Origin of the sequence: Sphingomonas sp. S2M10, assembly GCF_012650175.1 — a bacterium.
Lineage (GTDB): Bacteria > Pseudomonadota > Alphaproteobacteria > Sphingomonadales > Sphingomonadaceae > Sphingomonas.
This window is the reverse complement of the sequence record NZ_JAAILI010000005.1, coordinates 1-18,695: the sequence shown is the minus strand read 5'-3', so window position 1 is coordinate 18,695 and position 18,695 is coordinate 1. Positions and strand designations below refer to the sequence as shown.

Genomic DNA, 18,695 nt, shown 5'->3' with positions numbered 1-18,695 from the left:
AGCGGAGGTTTGCATGAAGATCCGGATGTATTCGGCCGGTCGTAAGACGATGTTGGCGGCGGCGGCGCTGGTCGCATGTGGCATGGCGGGCTCGGCGAGCGCGGCGACCAATCTGATCGTCAACGGCGATTTCTCCAGCACCAGCACGCGCGGCAGCTATGTAATCCAGAAGGCGGTCGGCAGCTGGATCAGCGGCAACGGTGCCGGCGTCGAAATCGGCGCGTCCAAAATCTACGGTCTCCCGTCGGTCACGCCGAGCGGTCAGAACCTCGAAGTCAACGCCAACAACTTCGGCTATGTCTACCAGAACGTCAATCTGGTCGCGGGTCAGCGCTACGTCCTCAGCTTCCTGTACGGCGGCCGCGTGGGCGGGGGTGAGCAGAAGCTCAACGTGCTGGCGGGCAACACGCTTCTCAATGCCGCGCCGCTGACCGGCAGCCTGGGCAGCTGGACCGGCCAGTCGTTCAGCTTCGTTGCTGAGGGCGGCCTGACGCCGATCGCGTTCCAGGCGATCGCGACCCGCGGCCGGGCGTCGTACGGCAACGAAGTGGCCAATGTGTCGCTGTCCGCGGTCCCAGAACCCGCGACCTGGGGCCTGATGATCCTTGGCTTCGGCATGGTGGGCGGTGTGCTGCGCCGTCGCGGACAGGTCACGCGCCGCCTGGCCGCCTGAGACATTCGCCCGACCGGATTATCGGATGGGGTGCCGAGGCATTGCGTCGGCGCCCCGTTCCCGCGATAGCGCGCCGGTGCGCACGCTATTCTCCACCCTGCTCTACCAGCAGCCGCTGGGCGACGCCGCCCTCCTCGCCGATCTCGAAGCCTCGTGTCTGCAACTGGCCGAGGACGACAGCGCCGGCCGCCGCTGGTGCCGCGAGAACCACTATCGCGGCTACACCAGCTATGCCTCGCTGAACGACCTGCCGATCCGCGATCCGGCCTTCGCCGATCTCAAGCGCCTGCTGGACAAGCATGTGGCGAAGTTCGCCGAGGCCTGCGCGTTCGATCTTGCCGGGCGCAAGCTCAAGCTCGACAGCTTGTGGGTCAACGTGCTCGACGGGAAGGGTGGCCACGGCGCGCACATCCATCCGCACAGCGTCGTATCGGGCACGCTCTATGTGGCGCTGCCGCCGGGCGCGCGCGGGCTCAAGCTCGAGGATCCGCGACTCGCGATGATGATGGCCGCGCCGACGCGGCGGCCCGACGCGCCGGAATCGCTCCAGCCCTTCATCGAAGTGGTGCCGGACGTCGGCACGGTGCTGCTCTGGGAAAGCTGGCTGCGCCACGAAGTGCCGCCGGGCGCGGCCAAGGACAAGCGGATCAGCGTCAGCTTCAACTATCGCTGGTAACGCTTTCGAGCGACGCGACCTGCATGACGGCTCGCACGGGCTTGGCGGAATGCGGGGCAGTGGCGTGCGCAACGAACGCCGCGCAGGTGCCGAGCGCGGCACCGATCAACAGACAACGCGAAATGGCCATGGACGGACTCCTCAAACAACACAGGATCCACAGTCCATTATAGTCAACGCGGCGGTTACTCCGGCATGCCCCGCGCTTTTACGGAGCCCGCAGGTGACGTTTGCCCGGATCGCGCCTATGTTGCGGGCCAATGGCTAAGAACAGAACAAGCGCAGGGTTGCCGACGCGGCAGCAGATTCTCGATTTCATCGCCTCCTCGGACACGCCCGCCGGCAAGCGCGAGATCGCCAAGGCGTTCGGGCTGAGCGCGCAGGACAAGATCCTGCTCAAGGCGCTGTTGAAGGACATGAGCGACGAGGGGCTGATCGACGTCGCCCCCGGCCGCGCCTTTCACAAGATGGGCGGGCTGCCCAAGGTGACCGTGCTGCGGATCACCGACGCCGACGGCGACACCACCTGGGCGGTGCCCGAGCGCTGGGAGGCCGAGCATGTCCCCGCGCCGCGGCTGCGGGTCCGCGAGATGCGCGGCAAGCGCTCGGCGCTGGGGGTAGGCGACCGCATCCTCGCGCGCACCGAAGAGGCCGGCAACGGCTGGATCGCGCATCCGATGAAGACTCTCGCTCGCGGCGAGGAACTGATGCTGGGCGTGCTCCACGAGGAGGGCGGCAAGCTCTGGCTGCAGGGTGTCGAGAAGAAGGAACGGCGCAGCTGGCCCGTCTCCGACGCCGGCGGTGCCGAAGTGGGCGACCTGGTGCTCGCCGAGAAGGCCGGGCGCCCGCCGCGGATCACTGCGCGGGTGGTCGAGCGGCTCGGCGATCCGTTCGCGCCGCGCAGCTTTTCGCTGATCGCGATCCACCGCCACGGCATCCCCAACGTCTTCTCCGAGGAGTTGCTGGAGGAAGCCGAGCGCGTCGCGAAGCAGCCGCTGGGGGAGGGGCGCGAGGATCTGCGCCACCTGCCGATCGTCGCGATCGATCCCGCAGACGCGCGCGACCATGACGATGCCGTCTGGGCGACCCCCGACGACGACCCCGCCAACGAGGGCGGCTGGAAGGCGATCGTCGCGATCGCCGACGTGTCCTTCTACGTCCGCCCCGGTTCGGAGCTGGACCGCGAGGCGCGCAAGCGGGGCAATTCGGTCTATTTCCCCGATCGCGTCGTGCCGATGCTGCCCGAGATACTGTCGGCGGACGTCTGCTCGCTCAAGGAAGACGTCGATCGCGCTGCGCTTGCCTGCCATCTGCAGGTGACCAAGAGCGGAGCGCTCAAGAGCTGGCGCTTCACGCGGGCGGTCGTGCGGCTGGCGGCCAACATCGCCTATGAAGATGCGCAGGCGATTATTGATGGCACTCTCGATAAGCCCCTCCCCTTCAGGGGAGGGGTTGGGGTGGGGGACTCCACTTCCAGCGAAGGACTCGCTCCCAGTTCAGGCCCCACCCCCAACCCCTCCCCTGAAGGGGAGGGGCTATTGGATGCCCTCCGCCCCCTGTGGGACTGCTGGCACGCGCTCAACGCCGCGCGCGAGAAGCGCGAGCCGCTCGACCTCGATCTGCCCGAGCGCCGCATCGTGCTCGACGAGAAGGGCCGCATCCTCTCGGTCGCGCCGCGCGAGCGGCTCGATGCGCACAAGCTGATCGAGGATTACATGATCGCCGCCAACGTCGCCGCCGCCAAGGCGCTGGAGGCGAAGAAGACGCCGGTGATGTACCGTATCCATGAGCCGCCGGCGCGCGAGAAGCTGACCGCGCTCAAGGAATATCTCAAGACCTTCGACGTGGAGTTCGCGCTAGGCCAGGTGATCCGCCCGGCCACCTTCAACCGCATCCTTGATCGCGTCGGTGAGGAGGAATTCCGCCCCCAGGTGATGGAGCAGGTGCTGCGCACCCAGACCCAGGCCTATTACGGGCCGGAGAATGTCGGCCATTTCGGCCTGGCGCTCGGCTCCTATGCCCACTTCACGTCGCCGATCCGCCGCTATGCCGATCTGCTCGTCCACCGCGCGCTGGTCGATGCCTATCGGCTGGGGCCGGGCGGGCTGACCGCCGAGGAAGCCGGCAGCATGGACCGGATCGGCCAGTCGATCAGCCAGCTCGAACGCCGCGCGATGGAGGCCGAGCGCGAGACGATCGACCGTTATGTCGCCGCCTATCTCGCCGCGCATGTCGGCGAGGTGATGGAGGCGCGGATCACCGGCGTGCAGAATTTCGGCTTCTTCGCGACGGTCGAGGGCGTGGGTGGTGACGGCCTGGTCGCGGCCCGTGACCTGGGCGCCGAATATTTCCACTTCGACGAAGCCGGCAAGCGCCTGGTCGGCGAGCATAGCGGCGAGGAATTCACCCTCGGCCAGCGGATCGAGTTGCGGCTGGTCGAGGCCAATCCGGTCTCCGGCGCGCTGCGCTTCGAGCTGCCCGACGGCAAGGGGTCGGCGGGCGGACCGCAGCGCACCGGCCGGCCGGGCAAGGGCGCGCCCAAGCGGGTGATCCACCGGCGCGGCCGCCCCGGCAACATCCGCCACCAGGGTCGCAAGCGCTGAGGCGGGGCGCTGCCGGGCCGGCCGCCTGGCAGCGCTGTCCAAAATCAGTGCAAAGCCGGAACGGGCGCGCTACAAGCTGGCACAGAGAGCATGTTGCAATGCCGTGATGAAGCGCGTTCGCGAAGGAGTGAGAATGTCCAGCCGCCCGACGATCAAGGAAGTTTCGAAGATCGCCGGCGTGTCGTTCAAGACCGTGTCTCGCGTGCTCAACAACGAAAAGCATGTCAGCGAGGAGACGCGGCGGCGGGTCGAGGAGGTGGTGGCGCAGCTCAACTTCCGTCCGAGCCATGCCGCGCGGACGCTGGCGGGGCGGCGATCGTTCCAGGTGGCACTGCTCTACGACAATCCCAGCCCCTATTATGTTTTCCACATCCAGGCGGGCGCGCTGGAGCGCTGCCACGAACTGGGCTACCGCCTGCTGATGCAGCCGCTGGAAAGCGCATCGCGCGATCTGGTGCCGGACGTGCTGGCGCTGGTCGACGAGGCGCATCTGGACGGCCTGATCCTCTCGCCCCCGCTCACCGAGATGCCCGAGCTGCTCGAGGCGCTCGACAAGCGCAAGCTGCCCTATGTCCGCATCGCGCCGGGTCTTCGTAAGGACCATGGCCTCGCCACGACGATGAACGACGTGGCGGCGGCGCGGGAGATTACCCGGCACCTCATCGATCTGGGTCATCGTGCCATCGCCTTCCTGCGCGGACCCGAAAGCCACGTCTCGTCCGCCGATCGTCTCGCCGGTTATCGGCAGGAGCTGGAAGCGCACGGCATCCCCTTCGATCCGGCGCTCGTCATCGCGGGCGACTACAGCTTCCAGTCGGGCGGCGCAGCGGCGCGGGTGCTGTTCGCGCGCGAACCGCGGCCGACCGCGATCTTCGCCGGCAATGACGACATGGCGGCAGGCGCGCTGGCGGCGGCGCATGAGGCGGACATCGCCGTGCCGGATGCGCTGTCGATCGCGGGCTTCGACGATTCCGATCTCGCCCGCGCGGTGTGGCCGCCGCTCACCACGATCCGCCAGCCGGTGCGCGAGCTTGCCTATGCCGCGGCGGACCTGATGCTGGCGGGCAACGCCGTCACGCCGCAGGTGATGCTGGAGCACGAACTGAAAGTCCGCGCCACCACGGGATCGGCGCCGAAAGCCTGATCGGCCACGCCGCTATCCCGCGCCGGGACGGCGTTAACCATGCTTGGCGCTGGCCGAGATCGTAAACGGCGCGTTAACCTGCCGTCATGCAGCAGCCGTTCGCCCTTCGCGGCACCCGCCGCCATCCGTTTCGCCGCCATGTGCGGCGGGTGATCGCTACCCAGCGCAAGGCGAGCGAGGATGGCGATGTGAAGCTCTTCGCGCTGAGCTTCACTGCCTTTTTCGTCTGCTTCTACACGTTCCTGCTCTAATCCGGGCTCAGGCCTCGGGCGCTTCCCCACGGCGGGGCACGTCGCCTTCCTTGTGCAGCTTGCGCGCGCACCAGGCCGAGGCGAGCGCCAGCACCGCCACCACCCACAGAGCATCCTCGACATTGACGCCCGGGATGCGGGTGAAACCGAAAATGCCCACCGACCCCAGCACCATCGCGCCCGAATTGACGACGTTGTTCGCCGCCACGGTCCGCGCGGTCTGCGACTTTTCGACGGTGGTCGTCAGGAAGGCGTAGAGCGGCACCACGAACATGCCGCCGGTGGTGGCGATCATGATCAGGTCGCCCAGCGCATGCCAGGCGGCGGGCATCCGGACGAAGTCCATCGTCTTGAGCAGCGGCCCTTCGTGCACCGGCCAGTAGCGCGCGGTGAAGTGGAAATCGATCACGAACACGGTCATCGCCAGCACCGAGGGCACGCAGTAGCGCGCCGAGACATTGCCCTTCAGCAGCTTGTTGATGATCACCGATCCGATTGCGATGCCGATCGAGAAGATGCCGAGGAACACGCTCGCCACGTCCTTCTGGGCATGGAAGACGTTCTTGACGAGCGGCGGGAACAGCACGCCCAGCACCGCCGCGATCGACCAGAACACGCTGATCGAGACGATCGCCAGGAACAGCCGGCGGATGTGCATGGTGGCGGAGATCAGCCGTGCCGAGGCGCGGAAGATGTTGAGGTCGATCTCGAGATGGGTCAGCGGCGGCGCGGGCGGAATCTTCAGCGACGCCAGCCAGCCGGCCAGCGCCACGCCGATCACCGCGAAGGCGGCGGCATGGGCGCTGATCAGCCCGCCGGCGATCGTGCCGCAGAGGATCGCCACATAGGTGCCCGCCTCGATCATGCCGGTGCCGCCCAGCACATCGTCGTCCGCCAGATGCTGCGGCAGCACCGCATATTTGATCGGGCCGAAAAAGGTCGAGTGGATGCCCATGCCGACCAGCGCGACCAGCATCAGCGGCAGGCTCTTGACGAAGATGCCCGCGGCGCCGACCAGCATGATGACGACTTCGGCGGCCTTGATGATCCGCATGATCTTCGCCTTGTCATGCGTATCGGCGAGCTGCCCGGCCAGCGCGGAGAAGAGGAAGAAGGGCAGGATGAAGATACCCGTGGCGATCGCGCTGAACTGCGTCTCCTGCTCCACCGAGTTGAAGATCTGGTAGGTCGCGAAAAAGATCATCGCGTTCTTGAAGAGGTTGTCGTTGAACGCTCCCAGGAACTGCGTGATGAAAAGGGGCAGGAACCGGCGCTCCTTCATGAGCCCGAGCGCACCGATCATTCGATAAAAGCTCCCTGCCGCGGTGTTCCGCATCGTGAAGGGGCGGCATACCGGGGGGCGCGCGCGGCTTCAATCGATTAATCGGGAAGGACGGGAACGGGTGGGGAACATGGAACGGGAAGTGGCGGCAGCGGCGGTTGCGGTGCCGGCAGGGCTGGCGGGGGCGGTCACCGGAAGGTCGTGGTTCCGCGACCAGGTCGGGGAATCCGGCTGCGCGGTCTATCGGCTGGCGGAGCACGGCAAGAACGACCTCTACCTGAAGATGGCGGATGCCGACACGCTGGGGGATCTGGTCGACGAGATGGTGCGGCTGCGCTGGTTGTCGTCCTATCTGCCGGTGCCGCCGCTGCACGGCTTCGGGCTGGAGAGCGGGGGCGGCTGGATGCTCACCGGGCGCCTGGCGGGGCAGACCGCCTATCAGGCGCTGCAAGCGAACCCCGCCGCCGCGCCGGCGCTGGCGGTGTCGCTGGCGCGTTTCCTGCGCCGGTTGCACGCCGTGCCGGTCGAGCGCTGCCCGTTCAACGCCGATCATGCGCTGCGGCTCGCATCGGCGGAGGCGCGGATGGCGGCGGGGCTCGTCGACGAGGACGATTTCGACGAGTCCCGTCAGGGCATGTCGGCCCGCGCGCTGTGGGACGAAATGCTGGGCGCGCTCCCTGACCGGTTCGAGCGCGTGGTGACGCATGGCGATTTCTCGCTCGACAATCTGTTCGTCGTCGACGGCGAGGTGACCGGCTGCATCGATCTGGGGCGCGTGGGCATCGCCGATCCGTGGCAGGATCTCGCCATCCTCTGGCACAGCCTCTCGGAATTCGGAGAGGATGCCGCAGCGGCGATGCTGGCGGCCTATGGTGTCATGCCCGATCCCGCGCGGTTGGACTTTCACCTGCGGCTCGACGAATTCTTCTGATGCCGCGGGGCTTTGGCCCTCCCGCTTCGCGGGCGGCGGTGCTAGGGCTGTGCCGATGTTGACGTTGCCGAACATTCTAACCTTGTCGCGCATCTTTGCGGTGCCGCTGCTGGTGGGGTTTCTGTGGTGGCCGGCCTGGGCGGTCGGATATGCGGTCGCCTTCGCGCTCTACTGCCTGATGGGCATCACCGATTATTTCGACGGCTATCTGGCGCGCGCGCAGGGCACGGTGTCGAAGCTCGGCGTGTTCCTCGATCCGATCGCCGACAAGATCATGGTGGCAGCCGTGATCCTGATCCTGGTCGGCAAGGGCGTGATCGCCGATTGGCACATCATCGCCGCGCTGGTGATCCTGCTGCGCGAGATCGCCGTGTCCGGCCTGCGCGAGTTTCTCGGCGGCATCCAGGTCTCGGTGCCGGTTTCTCGCCTGGCCAAGTGGAAGACGACGCTGCAACTGGTGTCGCTGGGCGCGCTGATCCTCTCCGGCGCGGTGCCCGAATGGGGCTGGGTGCTGCTGGTCGGGCTGACGACGCTGTGGGGCGCCGCGCTACTGACCGCGATCACCGGCTGGGACTATCTCCGCGTCGGCCTGAGCCACATGGACAGCTGATGGCCATTTCGATGCTCTATTTCGCCTGGGTGCGCGAGGCGGTGGGGGCCGGCGAGGAACAGGTCGAGCCGCCGGAGGCGGTACGCAACGTTGCCGACCTGATCGACTGGCTGTCGCAGCGCAGCGACGGTCATGCCGCCGCCTTTTCCGAGCCGTCCAGACTGCGCGCGGCGATCGACCAGACCTTCGTGCCGCTCGACGCGCTGCTCGGCAATGCGCGCGAGGTCGCGATCTTCCCGCCGGTGACGGGCGGATGATCCGCGTCTCGGTCGATCCCGCACCGATCGAGTTGGGCATCGAAGTCGCGGCGCTGGAGGAGCGCGGCGCCGGCGGTGTGGCCACCTTCACCGGCGTGGTGCGGACCGATGACGGTGTGGAGGCGCTGGAGCTCGAACATTATCCCGGCATGACCGAGGCGGCGCTCTGCGCGCTGGCGGAAAGCGCGATCGACCGCTGGAACCTGCTCGGCGTCACCATCGTCCACCGCGTCGGGCGGATGACCGCGGGCGAGCGCATCGTCTTCGTCGGCACCGCGGCGGCGCACCGGCGCGAGGCGCTGGAGGCCTGCGCCTATCTGATCGACCGGCTGAAGACCGACGCGCCCTTCTGGAAGCGCGAATGGCTGGCGGGCGGCACGCGGTGGGTGGAACCGCGCGCCACCGATGCGGAGGCGGCCGCTGGCTGGGCGTAGCTGTACAGGATATTCCATGATATCTGTACGCGCATGACCAAGCCGATGAACCTCAACGTCCGAGTCTCCGGCCCCCTGAGCGACTTCGTCGCGCGCAATGTCGGCGACGACGGGCTGTACGAGAATGTCAGCGAATATGTCCGGGATCTCATCCGGCGTGACAAGGAACGCGTCGAGCGCGAGGTTTTCGAGACGCTGAAGGCGGAACTACAGCGCGCCTTTGCTACGCCGGATGAAGACTATGTCGAAGTGGATCGCGACACCTTCCTCGAAGAGCTGCGGCAGCGGCACGAATGAGTTGCCACCACCTGTCGCCCTTGGCCAAGGAGCAGGTCGCCGAGATCTACTCTTATACGCATTCGATATGGGGGCGCGCGCAGGCGGATCGCTACTATAGCCAAATCTTCGACTGTTTCGACGCGGTCGCCGCTCGGCGGGTCGTGTGGCGCAGGATCGGTGCCGAATTTGGTGCGGACGGCTATCTCTGCCGCTGTGAGCACCATTTCCTCTACTGGCGAGTGACGAGCGACGACCAGCTTCGGATCGTCGCGATCCTCCACGAGCGGATGCACCTGCTCGAACACCTCCGCGCCGTTTGGGAGCCTTAAGTCCGCGCGGCGGTCAGCACGTCGGCGAGCAGCCGGAAGTCGCGTTCCCGCGGGGAAGCCTTGCGCCAGACCAGCGCGATGTTGCGTGCGGCATTGTCCGAATCCAGCGGCCGCGCCTTGACCGACGTATGCTCCAGGATGCCCGCATCCACCGCCATCTCCGGCAGCATCGTCACCCCCAGGCCATTGTCGACCATCTGCACCATGGTATGGAGCGAGGTGCCGAGCATCGTCGCCTCGGCGCGCATCTCGGGGCGGTTGCAGGCGGCGAGCGCATGGTCCTTCAGGCAGTGGCCGTCTTCGAGCATCAGCAGCCGGGTCTCGTCGATCGCATTGGGATGGATCGCGCCGGTCGGGTCCATCTCGCCCTCGCGGAAAGCCACGAACAGCCGGTCGTCGAACAGCCGCGCACTTTCCACGTCGCCGCACGAGAAAGGCAGGGCCAGCAGCACGCAATCGGTGCGGCCATGGCTCAGCGCCTCGCAGGCTTGGCCGCTGGTCTCTTCGCGCAGATAGAGCTTGAGGTCGGGATATTGCTCGCGGAGCCGCGGCAGGATGCGCGGCAGCAGGAAGGGCGCGATGGTGGGTATTACGCTCATCCGCATCTCGCCCGAAAGCGGCCGACCGGCGGCGCGGGCGAGGTCACCCAGTTCGTCGGCCTCGCGCAGCACGCGGCGGGCCTTCTCCACGATCCGCTCGCCCAGCGGCGTGAAGCGCACCACCCGGCGCGTGCGCTCGACCAGCACGACGCCAATCAGCGTCTCCAGCTCGCGAATGCCGGCGGACAGGGTCGACTGGGTGACGAAGCACGCCTCCGCCGCGCGGCCGAAGTGACCCGCATCGTTGAGCGCCACCAGATATTGCAGCTGCTTGAGGGTAGGGAGGTAGGTTTGCGCCACTGATCGCCTCTCTCGATTGTCGAGCGGGTATATAGTGGCTGTATCGAACATGGGAAGCGAATAGGCGCTCCCCCGATCGCAGGGACAATCGGGGGAGCGCAGGGGCTCAGGCGGCAACAGCCTGGAGTTCTTCTTCCGGCAGGCGGATCATATAGTCGAACGCCGAGAGCGCCGCGGTCGAACCCGCGCCCATCGCGATCACGATCTGCTTGTACGGCACGGTGGTGCAGTCGCCCGCCGCGAAGATGCCGGGCTGGCTGGTCTCGCCACGCGCGTCGATCTCGATCTCGCCGCGCTGGGTTAGCGCCACCGCGTCCTTCAGCCACTCGGTGTTGGGCACCAGGCCGATCTGGACGAAGATGCCTTCCAGCGCGATGTCATGCTCGGCGCCGCTGTTGCGGTCCTTGTACGTCAGGCCGGAGACCTTCTCGCCATCGCCGTTGACCCGCGTGGTCATCGCCGAGGTGAGGATCTTGACGTTGGGCAGGCTGGCGAGCTTGCGCTGCAGCACCGCATCGGCACGAAGCTGGCTGTCATACTCGATCAGCGTCACGTGCGCGACGATGCCCGCCAGGTCGATCGCGGCCTCGACGCCCGAATTGCCGCCGCCGATCACCGCGACGCGCTTGCCCTTGAACAGCGGGCCGTCGCAGTGCGGGCAATAGGCTACACCCTTGTTCTTGTACTCGTCCTCGCCGGGCACGTTCATCTGCCGCCAGCGTGCGCCGGTGGAGAGGATGATCGCCTTCGCCTTCAGGCTCGCGCCATTGGCCAGCACGATCTCGTGCAGGCCGCCTTCGCGCTTGGCCGGGATCAGCTTCTCGGCGCGCTGCAGGTTCATGACGTCGACGTCATAGTCCTTCACATGCTGCTCGAGTTGGGCGACCAGCTTCGGCCCCTCGGTGTGCGAGACCGAGATGAAATTCTCGATGCCCATGGTGTCGAGCACCTGGCCGCCGAAGCGCTCGGCAGCGACGCCGACGCGGATGCCCTTGCGCGCGGTGTAGATCGCCGCCGCCGCCCCTGCGGGACCACCGCCGATGATAAGCACCTCGAACGGATCCTTCTGCTTGATCTTCTCGGCCGCGCGCGCCTCGGCGCCGGTATCGATCTTGGCGACGATCTGCTCCAGGTCCATCCGGCCCGAGGCGAAGGGCTCACCGTTCAGATACACGGTCGGCACGGCCATGATCTTGCGGCCTTCGACCTCGTCCTTGAACAGCGCGCCGTCGATCGCCGTGTGGCGGATATTGGGGTTGAGCACCGCCATCAGGTTCAGCGCCTGCACCACATCCGGGCAGTTCTGGCACGACAACGAGAAATAGGTCTCGAAGGTGAAATCGCCCTCGATGTTACGCACCTGCTCGATCAGTTCCTGCGCCGCCTTGCTGGGGTGGCCGCCGACCTGGAGCAGCGCGAGCACCAGCGACGTGAACTCGTGCCCCATCGGGATGCCGGCAAAGCGCACGCCGATATCGGTGCCCTTGCGGCGGATCATGAAGCTGGGCTTGCGCTTGTCATCTGTATGGACAAGGTCGATCTTGTCCGAAAGCGCGGCGATGGCCGCCAGCAGCTCGCCCAGCTCGCGCGACTTGGCGTCGTCGCCGAGGCTGGCGACGAGCTCGATCGGCTCGCGGATGTTCACGAGATAGCCCTTGAGCTGCTGCGTCAGATTGGCGTCGAGCATGGGAAAACTCCTGTATCTTCTACTAAAACGACCCGGAGCGGAGGGGGGATCCGCTCCGGGTCGCAACCGACGCCCGCAAGGGGGGCAGGGCAGGCGCCGTAGTCCTAAACCTCTTCCCGAAGCCGGGAAGATGGCCTTTAGATCTTGCCGACCAGATCGAGCGACGGCGCGAGGGTCTCGGCGCCTTCTTCCCACTTGGCGGGGCAGACTTCGCCCGGATGCGCGGCGATGTACTGCGCAGCCTTGATCTTGCGGAGCAGCTCGGTGGCGTTACGGCCGACGCCTTCCGAAGTGATCTCCATGATCTGGATCACGCCGTCCGGATCCACCACGAAGGTGCCGCGGTCGGCAAGGCCCTGGCCCGCACGCAGAACGTCGAAGTTGTTCGAAATGGTGTGGTTCTGGTCGCCGAGCATATAGTAGTTGATCTTGCCGATCGCGGGCGAAGTGTCGTGCCACGCCTTGTGGCTGAAGTGGGTGTCGGTCGAGACCGAGTAGACTTCAACGCCCATGCCCTGCAGGGTCGGGTAGATATCGGCCAGGTCTTCCAGTTCGGTCGGGCACACGAAGGTGAAGTCCGCCGGGTAGAAGAAGAAGACCGCCCACTTGCCCTTCACGTCGGCGTCGGTGACTTCGACGAACTTGCCTTCCTTGTAGGCCTGCGCGGTGAACGGCTTGATGGTGCTGCCGATGAGAGCCATGAGTCTTGTTCCTCCAGAACGGGGTTGCTGTTGCAAAGCAGCATATAGGAGGACGCACCTGCGGTGTGAAATTGGAAGACCCGCTCGCGTTGATCGAGTGGGTCACTCAGTGGCCGAGTTTTAATCGCTCATCTGCGCGTTTTTGAAGCGGAGGCCCATGGTTTTGACAGGCTGCGGAGCTGCCGGGATGATCCGACGGCGATCAGCCTCGCTTTGGTGCGCGCGCTGGTTCCGCCGCCGCTGCCTTGGCCGCGGGTTGATTGGGGCGAAGCCGCTCGCCCAGCCGCTTGCCGAAGCGCCATGCCGGCCGCTCGATCAGCAAATAGGTTGCCGCGGTGACCAGCACGATCAGCACCGCCAATATGGGGATGAGCAGCGGCAGCGCCGCGAGCGGAATGCCCCGAACGATCGCCGCGGCGTCTACGAACAGCAGGTTGAGCAGAATGCCGTGCAGCAGATAGATGCCGAAGGAAATCTCGCCGACGACCGCAGCACCCGGCAGCGAAAAGATGCCGCCGAACCGGTTCCCGGCCGCGACGCAGGAAAAGAAGAAGGCAAAGGGCACGAAGGCGGGACTAAGTGCGTGACTGTACAGCGTGACCGCAGCGATCATGCCGAGCGCGGCGAGGATCGCAGCGGTACGCGACGCCAGCCAACACCGGATCGCTTCGCGCGCGCAGAGTTCATAGGTGAGCATGCCCGCAGCGAAGAGCGGCCAGAAGGCGAGGAGGTTGCCGCCGAGTCCCAACAGACGGGCGATGGATCCCGTCGCAAGGACCAGAAGAGGGACCGTCCAGCTCGGCAGCTGGATCCTCTTGGCGACTTGCAGGCCCAGCGCAACGCCCGGGAGAAGAAGCAGATAGAATAGCCATTCCTGCCACAGCGACCAAAGCACAAGCGCGTTGACCAGTCCGCTGTCGGCATAGCCCATGATCGGCACTTCGCGGTGCGCGCTGATCCATTCCAGCGCCGCCAGGGCGTAGCGGGCGTCCGGCCGAGCGCCGGTGCGGAGCATGATGACCAGCGAGATCAGCAGGAACGATACCGCCACCAGCGGCACAATGCGGAAGAAGCGGCTGATATAGACCTTTGGCCAGAAAATGTTGCCGATCCCCTTGAGCGCGGTGGGGTAGAAGACCAGTCCGGTGATCATGAAGAACAGCGCCACTGCGCCAGCGCCGAGCTGGTTGACGAAGGGCAGGTCGGCCTCCGACCAAGGTCGGCCGAACATCACGACGTGCGTCCAGATCCAGAAGTGATGGCTGAGCACTGACAGCGCGAGGAAGCCGCGCAGGCCATCGATATGGCCGAAACGCGGACCCTTGGGTACCGGGAAGCCGCTGCGCCGCAGCGTGCCGCCCACCAGCACCGCGGCGACAAGAGATGCGACGTAGAAGAAGAGGAAGCTCAGCGTGAGGGCGTCGACCGGTATACGCACGTAGGTTAACCTCTTGTCACGGCGGGGTGGCTTCGCGCACTACCATGCACCCACTTTCGTTGCACGCGTTGCGCTGAAGCGATGCTCTCAGGCGAGCGCCCGATACAGGCTGAACGCGCTGGTCGCGGTCAGCACCGTGCCCACCAGGCTCAGCAACAGCCGCGTCGGCATCCGCCTGGCGAACATCGCACCGAAGGGCGCGGCGACCACGCCGCCGATCAGCAAACCAAGCACCGGATGCCAGAAGGCAGGCGTGAAGCCCTGCGCGCCGATGTGGAACAGGAAGGTGGCGGAGATGGTCAGCGTCAGGAAAAACTCGGTAGTGTTGACCGTGCCGATCGTGGTGCGCGGTTGCGCGCCCTGGACGAGCAGGTTGCTGGTCACCACCGGCCCCCAGCCGCCGCCGCCTGCGGCATCGAGAAAGCCGCCCGCCAGCCCCAGCGGCTCGACGATCCTCGGTTCGCGGTGCTGCGGTGCGAAGCGGATCGCGCGGAACAGCAGATACAGGCCGATCGCGGACAGATAGGCCATCACGAACGGCCGCGTTACCGATGCGTCGAGCGAGGTCAGCACATAGGCACCCAGCGCTCCGCCGATCATGCCCGGGATCAGCAGCCGGGCAAACAGGCGCCAGTTGACGTTGCGGTGCAGGACATGGCTGATCCCCGAAACCCCGGTCGTCATGGTCTCCACCAGATGCACGCCTGCAGAGGCGGTGGCGGGCGCGATGCCGAGGACGCTGACCAGCAGCGTACTCGAAATCACGCCGAACGCCATGCCCAGCGCGCCGTCCACCAACTGGGCGGCGAAACCGACGGCGACATAGGGCAACATCTCGGCGAGCGTAATTCCAGCGAACATCCATGCCCCTGCTGCGATGGGTCGGCCCCCCGAGATGGCGGGTTCCGCCAAATCCTACAAGCCCGATAGTGTATGCGCCGCACCGGCATGGCACGGGGCGACGCTGGAAATTGCGGAGATGCTCCCCTATTTTGCGTGCTGCAAAGGGGTCCGGCCATGTACCAGCGTCTGAAGCGCTATCTTGATTCCATCCATGCGCGCGATCCCGCGCCACGCAGCCGGCTGGAAATCCTGCTCTATCCAGGTGTCTGGGCACTTGGCTATCATCGCATCGCGCACGCGCTGTTCCGTCGCCGCTTCTTCTTCCTCGCCAGGCTGGTGAACCATTGGTCGCGCTGGATGACCGCGATCGACATTCATCCGGGCGCCACGATCGGCCACAACTTCTTCATCGATCATGGCTTCGTGGTGATCGGCGAAACCGCGACGATCGGCGACAACGTCACCATTTACCAGTGCGTGACGCTGGGGGGGACCAGTCCGGACAACGGCGTGGGCGGCAAGCGCCACCCGACGCTGCTCGACGGGGTGATCATCGGCTCGGGCGCGCAGGTGCTGGGCCCGATCACGGTGGGCGAGCGCGCGCGCATCGGGGCCAATGCCGTCGTCACCAAGGATGTGGTTCCCGGCGCGGTGATGGTCGGGATCCCCGCCAAGCCGACGCTGGTCGAGGCGGTCGCCTGGCAGAAGGACTTCGTCCCCTATGGCACGCCGTGCAGCGACGTGTTCGATCCGTCGACGCAGAAGCTTGAACTGATGCGCTGCGAGATCGAAACGCTGCGCAAGCGGCTGGACGCGATGATCGCCGAGCGCGAGGCCGATGCCGAACGGCGCGACCGGGCCTGATGGGAACGGTCACCCCGCTTCCTCTCGCCCGCCCCGAACAGGTCGGCTTCGACCGCCTGGAGCTCAACCGGATCCTGGATCTTTATGGCCGGATGGTCGCGGCCGGGCACTGGCGCGATTATGCGATGCAGTTCGAGAAGGACTTCGCCGTCTTCGCCGCCTTCCGTCGGGCGGCCGAGCGACCCGAATTTCGTATCGAGAAGCGGCCGTCCTTGCGCAATCGCCAGGGCATGTGGGCGCTGGTCAACGAAAGCGGGGCGGTGCTGAAGCGCGGGCATGAACTTGGCCCGGTGCTGGCGCCGGTCGAGCGCCGACTGATGAAGCTGGTGGAAGAATAGGACGCGCCCTGCTCCCCCGGGGTGGGGGGAGCATAGGCGGTTCGATCAGGCGGGCGCGCCCTGCTGGGTCGGCGGCAGGCGCCGGGCCAGATCGCCGAGCACGCCCACCGCGGCGCGGCGCATCGGGTGCCAGAAGGCGGAGAGCGACAGCAGCGCCGAGCCGATCACCAGCCCGGTAAGCGCGGCGCTGAGTTCCACCGCGCCGCTCTGGTTGAACAGCGAATACATCGCCCACAACACATAGGCGAGGCTGGAGACGAGCAGCGCCCGCCGGTCCACCGCCAGCGCGACAAAGGCGAAGAACAGGTAGAGCGCGAAGACGAGCGCCGCCATCGGCGCGCCGATCTGACCGTCGAACACGCCGAGCATGTGGAATACCGGGTGCGCGATCAACGGCGCCGCGGCCAGGTGCAGCCAGAAGGCCACGTCCGCACGGCGGGTGCGGCGTTCGAGGTCGGTCATGTCCCAGCGCATCGCCGCGATGAAGGTGCCGATGCCGCCGACCAGCAGGATCGCGTTGACCCAGTCCTTGGCGGCGGGGATCAGCGAGGTGATCAGGCCCACCGAGACCCCGACGACAGCGAGCGCGCCCGCTGCCACCGTGATCGGCACCATGAAGCGGCGCCAGTGCACCCAGGCGGCGGCGGCGGTAAGCGTCCCGGCGACGGCGGCGATCACGCCGGCCAGCCGTTCCTGCTGCCCTTCGGTGGTGATCTGGAAGGCGGTTTCGATCCAGGGGATGTTGATCACGAACAGCCCCGCGATCGTCGCGCCCGCACCGCCGACAAAGCCGAGAAGCAGCAGGATCGAGGGAAGGGCAAGCCGGCGCCGCGCCGTGAAATATTCGGCCAGCATCCAGCTGGTCGCGGCCACCGCCGCCCCGCCGCCAATCAAATTGGCGCCGATCACCTGCGGCTCCGTGCCGCCGCCCACCAGCGTATGTATCAGGCTCCCTCCCAGCTTGCCAATGGCCAGCAGGATCAGTGCCGCCGCGATGGTTACGAAAATGTCGTTGAAGCCGCTCAGCAGCCGGAAATGCTCCTCGTCCACCGCCGGGGTGGCCCGGCTCGCGGCGACATGATTGCGGAACGCCGTGGCAGCTTCGGGCGTGAGCGCCCCCGCTTCTACGGCACTTGCCAGTTCGCTTTCGCTATACATCGGCCTTCTCCTTCGAAGCATCGAGAATGCCACAGGTGTATTGGTGATGCAATACGGTACGACGCAGACGCTCAGCGCTGCAATTTACTCAGTATCGCCATGGTCTGCTCGGCACCCGATCCGGGGACGACCTCGCCCGTGCGATCGGTGATCTGCGCCCATTGCGCCGCCACCGCCTCGGGCGTGGGTTCGGCCAGCACCGCGCCCTGGGTGAGGGTGACATAGGCCGCCTGCACCACGCCCGCGCCCGCGCCGACGATCATGTTGCTGGGCGCATCCTCGGAGACCAGGAACAGCGCGGCCGGCGCGACCTGTTCCGGCGCGAAAGCCGCAAAGGCGGCTTCGGGAAAGATGTCCTCGGTCATGCGGGTGCCCGCGACCGGCGCGATGGTGTTGACGCGGATGCCATGCTTGGCGCCTTCGAGGTGCAGCGTCTTGGCGAGCCCGGCGAGGCCGAGCTTGGCCGCGCCATAATTCGCCTGGCCGAAATTGCCGAACAGGCCGGTGGAGGAGGCGGTCATCAGGATGCGGCCATAGCCCTGTTCGCGCATCGTCTCCCACACCGCCTTGGTGGCATTGGCAGACCCGATCAGATGGACGTCGACGACGAAGGCGAAATCCTCGGGCGTCATCTTGGCGAAGCTCCGGTCGCGGAGCACCCCGGCATTGTTGATCAGGATGTCGATCCGGCCCCAGCGCGCCTTGGCGGTCTCGGCCATCGCCGTCATCGCCGCGGCATCGGTGACGCTGCCGCCATCGGCGATGGCCTCGCCCCCCAACGCGTGGATTTCGGCGACCACCGCACGGGCGGCATCGGAATGCCCGGCGCCGTCGCGCGCTGCGCCCAGATCGTTCACCACGACGCGCGCACCGCGCCTGGCGAGCTCCAGCGCATAGGCGCGGCCGATTCCGCCGCCGGCACCGGTAACGATGGCGACGCGATCGTCGAAGCGGATGGTCATGGGCAATGCTCTCCGTCCAATGTTCTGCGGAGAGCCTAGGGCAGGTTGGTCAAGACGCCAACCACGCTCCCCTCCCAAGCGGGAGGGGAGGGGGGTCAGGGCTTACTTGCCGCCGGGCTGGCGGCAATGGTCCTTTACCGTGCGCGAGCAGCGCGGATAGCTCGCCGGATCGGACGGCGGCGGGGGCGCTGCAGCCATGGCCGGTGCGGGGGCCGCGGCCGGGGGCGGCGGTGCGCGCGTCGTGGTGAACGATCTGGGCGCAGCGCGCGACGGCGCCGGGCATTCCGATGCCGCCCGTGCGGTGGTCGCCGAAATCCACGCGTTGGGGGGCGAGGC

Annotated in this window: 22 protein-coding genes and 1 pseudogene; 14 read left to right on the top strand and 9 right to left on the bottom strand. The window is 66.7% G+C overall.

Annotation, left to right across the window (positions count from 1 at the left end; genetic code table 11):
- Window positions 1-13: 13 nt before the first annotated feature.
- A complete protein-coding gene (locus tag S2M10_RS00515) occupies window positions 14-673 on the top strand; it encodes a PEPxxWA-CTERM sorting domain-containing protein (protein WP_168844359.1) in 660 nt (219 codons plus the stop codon).
- A 25-nt stretch (window positions 674-698) separates the two neighbouring features.
- A complete protein-coding gene (locus S2M10_RS00510) occupies window positions 699-1,349 on the top strand; it encodes a TIGR02466 family protein (protein ID WP_168844358.1) in 651 nt (216 codons plus the stop codon).
- Here S2M10_RS00510 and S2M10_RS00505 read toward each other — a convergent pair.
- Window positions 1,333-1,479: a hypothetical protein gene (locus tag S2M10_RS00505; protein ID WP_168844357.1), complete on the bottom strand. Its 147-nt coding sequence runs from the start codon at window positions 1,477-1,479 to the stop codon at window positions 1,333-1,335. The genes S2M10_RS00510 and S2M10_RS00505 overlap by 17 nt on opposite strands.
- 130 nt (window positions 1,480-1,609) lie before the next feature.
- On the opposite strand from S2M10_RS00505, the gene S2M10_RS00500 reads away from it, so the two are divergent.
- The 3 genes from S2M10_RS00500 (at window position 1,610) to S2M10_RS00490 (ending at window position 5,347) form a co-directional block, all read left to right on the top strand.
- A complete protein-coding gene (locus tag S2M10_RS00500; RefSeq protein WP_168844356.1) occupies window positions 1,610-3,952 on the top strand; it encodes an RNB domain-containing ribonuclease in 2,343 nt (780 codons plus the stop codon).
- Between the two features lie 133 nt (window positions 3,953-4,085).
- On the top strand, window positions 4,086-5,096 hold the full coding sequence (locus S2M10_RS00495) for a LacI family DNA-binding transcriptional regulator (protein WP_168844355.1): 1,011 nt from the start codon (window positions 4,086-4,088) through the stop codon (window positions 5,094-5,096).
- Window positions 5,097-5,182: 86 nt separating this feature from the next.
- The gene (locus S2M10_RS00490) at window positions 5,183-5,347 is read left to right on the top strand and encodes a hypothetical protein (protein ID WP_168844354.1); all 165 of its coding nucleotides are present in this window, start codon (window positions 5,183-5,185) and stop codon (window positions 5,345-5,347) included.
- A gap of 7 nt (window positions 5,348-5,354) precedes the next feature.
- On the opposite strand, the gene S2M10_RS00485 is transcribed toward S2M10_RS00490, so the two are convergent.
- The gene (locus S2M10_RS00485) at window positions 5,355-6,650 is read right to left on the bottom strand and encodes an MFS transporter (RefSeq protein ID WP_168844353.1); all 1,296 of its coding nucleotides are present in this window, start codon (window positions 6,648-6,650) and stop codon (window positions 5,355-5,357) included.
- 109 nt (window positions 6,651-6,759) lie between these two features.
- Here S2M10_RS00485 and S2M10_RS00480 point away from each other — a divergent pair, with 109 nt between their 5' ends.
- The 6 genes from S2M10_RS00480 to S2M10_RS00455 are packed head-to-tail and all read left to right on the top strand — an operon-like array spanning window position 6,760 to window position 9,469.
- Window positions 6,760-7,560: an APH(3') family aminoglycoside O-phosphotransferase gene (locus S2M10_RS00480; RefSeq protein WP_168844352.1), complete on the top strand. Its 801-nt coding sequence runs from the start codon at window positions 6,760-6,762 to the stop codon at window positions 7,558-7,560.
- Between the two features lie 55 nt (window positions 7,561-7,615).
- Complete coding sequence (gene pgsA / locus S2M10_RS00475) at window positions 7,616-8,170, top strand: CDP-diacylglycerol--glycerol-3-phosphate 3-phosphatidyltransferase (protein WP_168844423.1); 555 nt, start codon at window positions 7,616-7,618, stop codon at window positions 8,168-8,170.
- On the top strand, window positions 8,170-8,427 hold the full coding sequence (moaD, locus tag S2M10_RS00470; RefSeq protein WP_168844351.1) for a molybdopterin converting factor subunit 1: 258 nt from the start codon (window positions 8,170-8,172) through the stop codon (window positions 8,425-8,427). The genes pgsA and moaD overlap by 1 nt, the downstream gene beginning before the upstream one ends.
- Entirely contained in the window at window positions 8,424-8,861 is a 438-nt protein-coding gene (locus S2M10_RS00465; protein ID WP_168844350.1) for a molybdenum cofactor biosynthesis protein MoaE, read from the top strand. Before moaD ends, S2M10_RS00465 begins: the two co-directional genes overlap by 4 nt.
- Window positions 8,862-8,894: 33 nt before the next feature.
- Complete coding sequence (locus tag S2M10_RS00460) at window positions 8,895-9,158, top strand: addiction module antitoxin (protein ID WP_247650527.1); 264 nt, start codon at window positions 8,895-8,897, stop codon at window positions 9,156-9,158.
- Complete coding sequence (locus S2M10_RS00455) at window positions 9,155-9,469, top strand: type II toxin-antitoxin system RelE/ParE family toxin (protein ID WP_168844349.1); 315 nt, start codon at window positions 9,155-9,157, stop codon at window positions 9,467-9,469. The genes S2M10_RS00460 and S2M10_RS00455 overlap by 4 nt, the downstream gene beginning before the upstream one ends.
- On the opposite strand, the gene S2M10_RS00450 is transcribed toward S2M10_RS00455, so the two are convergent.
- The 5 genes from S2M10_RS00450 to S2M10_RS00430 form a co-directional block, all read right to left on the bottom strand.
- A complete protein-coding gene (locus tag S2M10_RS00450) occupies window positions 9,466-10,368 on the bottom strand; it encodes a hydrogen peroxide-inducible genes activator (protein ID WP_348770500.1) in 903 nt (300 codons plus the stop codon). The two genes, S2M10_RS00455 and S2M10_RS00450, sit on opposite strands and share 4 nt — an antisense overlap.
- 106 nt (window positions 10,369-10,474) lie before the next feature.
- Window positions 10,475-12,055: an alkyl hydroperoxide reductase subunit F gene (ahpF, locus tag S2M10_RS00445; protein WP_168844347.1), complete on the bottom strand. Its 1,581-nt coding sequence runs from the start codon at window positions 12,053-12,055 to the stop codon at window positions 10,475-10,477.
- A gap of 137 nt (window positions 12,056-12,192) precedes the next feature.
- Window positions 12,193-12,756, bottom strand: a complete 564-nt coding sequence (ahpC, locus tag S2M10_RS00440) for an alkyl hydroperoxide reductase subunit C (protein WP_125976577.1) — start codon at window positions 12,754-12,756, stop codon at window positions 12,193-12,195.
- Window positions 12,757-12,958: 202 nt separating this feature from the next.
- Window positions 12,959-14,194, bottom strand: coding sequence for an acyltransferase family protein (locus S2M10_RS00435; protein WP_168844346.1), 1,236 nt, complete (start codon window positions 14,192-14,194; stop codon window positions 12,959-12,961).
- An 87-nt stretch (window positions 14,195-14,281) separates the two neighbouring features.
- The gene (locus S2M10_RS00430; RefSeq protein ID WP_168844345.1) at window positions 14,282-15,055 is read right to left on the bottom strand and encodes a sulfite exporter TauE/SafE family protein; all 774 of its coding nucleotides are present in this window, start codon (window positions 15,053-15,055) and stop codon (window positions 14,282-14,284) included.
- Between the two features lie 156 nt (window positions 15,056-15,211).
- Between S2M10_RS00430 and epsC the strand changes: the two genes are divergently transcribed.
- Window positions 15,212-15,901 (top strand): serine O-acetyltransferase EpsC, encoded by a 690-nt coding sequence (epsC, locus tag S2M10_RS00425; RefSeq protein WP_168844344.1) that lies wholly within the window; start codon window positions 15,212-15,214, stop codon window positions 15,899-15,901.
- Window positions 15,901-16,239: a DUF2794 domain-containing protein gene (locus S2M10_RS00420; protein WP_168844343.1), complete on the top strand. Its 339-nt coding sequence runs from the start codon at window positions 15,901-15,903 to the stop codon at window positions 16,237-16,239. Before epsC ends, S2M10_RS00420 begins: the two co-directional genes overlap by 1 nt.
- A gap of 45 nt (window positions 16,240-16,284) precedes the next feature.
- Here S2M10_RS00420 and S2M10_RS00415 read toward each other — a convergent pair whose 3' ends face one another.
- Entirely contained in the window at window positions 16,285-17,397 is a 1,113-nt protein-coding gene (locus S2M10_RS00415) for a hypothetical protein (RefSeq protein ID WP_168844342.1), read from the bottom strand.
- Between the two features lie 71 nt (window positions 17,398-17,468).
- Window positions 17,469-18,359 (bottom strand): SDR family NAD(P)-dependent oxidoreductase, encoded by an 891-nt coding sequence (locus S2M10_RS00410; protein ID WP_168844341.1) that lies wholly within the window; start codon window positions 18,357-18,359, stop codon window positions 17,469-17,471.
- Window positions 18,360-18,588: 229 nt separating this feature from the next.
- Here S2M10_RS00410 and S2M10_RS22500 point away from each other — a divergent pair.
- Window positions 18,589-18,695 (top strand): annotated as a pseudogene (locus S2M10_RS22500) (3-oxoacyl-ACP reductase); the annotation flags it as partial.

What these genes read in the sequence shown, in the direction of transcription:
- S2M10_RS00515 (WP_168844359.1), top strand. Translation starts at nt 14, where the DNA reads ATGAAGATCCGGATGTATTCGGCCGGTCGTAAGACGATGTTGGCGGCG.
- S2M10_RS00510 (WP_168844358.1), top strand. Translation starts at nt 699, where the DNA reads ATGGGGTGCCGAGGCATTGCGTCGGCGCCCCGTTCCCGCGATAGCGCG.
- S2M10_RS00505 (WP_168844357.1), bottom strand. Translation starts at nt 1,479, where the DNA reads ATGGCCATTTCGCGTTGTCTGTTGATCGGTGCCGCGCTCGGCACCTGC.
- S2M10_RS00500 (WP_168844356.1), top strand. Translation starts at nt 1,610, where the DNA reads ATGGCTAAGAACAGAACAAGCGCAGGGTTGCCGACGCGGCAGCAGATT.
- S2M10_RS00495 (WP_168844355.1), top strand. Translation starts at nt 4,086, where the DNA reads ATGTCCAGCCGCCCGACGATCAAGGAAGTTTCGAAGATCGCCGGCGTG.
- S2M10_RS00490 (WP_168844354.1), top strand. Translation starts at nt 5,183, where the DNA reads ATGCAGCAGCCGTTCGCCCTTCGCGGCACCCGCCGCCATCCGTTTCGC.
- S2M10_RS00485 (WP_168844353.1), bottom strand. Translation starts at nt 6,650, where the DNA reads ATGATCGGTGCGCTCGGGCTCATGAAGGAGCGCCGGTTCCTGCCCCTT.
- S2M10_RS00480 (WP_168844352.1), top strand. Translation starts at nt 6,760, where the DNA reads ATGGAACGGGAAGTGGCGGCAGCGGCGGTTGCGGTGCCGGCAGGGCTG.
- pgsA (WP_168844423.1), top strand. Translation starts at nt 7,616, where the DNA reads ATGTTGACGTTGCCGAACATTCTAACCTTGTCGCGCATCTTTGCGGTG.
- moaD (WP_168844351.1), top strand. Translation starts at nt 8,170, where the DNA reads ATGGCCATTTCGATGCTCTATTTCGCCTGGGTGCGCGAGGCGGTGGGG.
- S2M10_RS00465 (WP_168844350.1), top strand. Translation starts at nt 8,424, where the DNA reads ATGATCCGCGTCTCGGTCGATCCCGCACCGATCGAGTTGGGCATCGAA.
- S2M10_RS00460 (WP_247650527.1), top strand. Translation starts at nt 8,895, where the DNA reads ATGACCAAGCCGATGAACCTCAACGTCCGAGTCTCCGGCCCCCTGAGC.
- S2M10_RS00455 (WP_168844349.1), top strand. Translation starts at nt 9,155, where the DNA reads ATGAGTTGCCACCACCTGTCGCCCTTGGCCAAGGAGCAGGTCGCCGAG.
- ahpF (WP_168844347.1), bottom strand. Translation starts at nt 12,055, where the DNA reads ATGCTCGACGCCAATCTGACGCAGCAGCTCAAGGGCTATCTCGTGAAC.
- ahpC (WP_125976577.1), bottom strand. Translation starts at nt 12,756, where the DNA reads ATGGCTCTCATCGGCAGCACCATCAAGCCGTTCACCGCGCAGGCCTAC.
- S2M10_RS00430 (WP_168844345.1), bottom strand. Translation starts at nt 15,055, where the DNA reads ATGTTCGCTGGAATTACGCTCGCCGAGATGTTGCCCTATGTCGCCGTC.
- epsC (WP_168844344.1), top strand. Translation starts at nt 15,212, where the DNA reads ATGTACCAGCGTCTGAAGCGCTATCTTGATTCCATCCATGCGCGCGAT.
- S2M10_RS00420 (WP_168844343.1), top strand. Translation starts at nt 15,901, where the DNA reads ATGGGAACGGTCACCCCGCTTCCTCTCGCCCGCCCCGAACAGGTCGGC.
- S2M10_RS00415 (WP_168844342.1), bottom strand. Translation starts at nt 17,397, where the DNA reads ATGTATAGCGAAAGCGAACTGGCAAGTGCCGTAGAAGCGGGGGCGCTC.
- S2M10_RS00410 (WP_168844341.1), bottom strand. Translation starts at nt 18,359, where the DNA reads ATGACCATCCGCTTCGACGATCGCGTCGCCATCGTTACCGGTGCCGGC.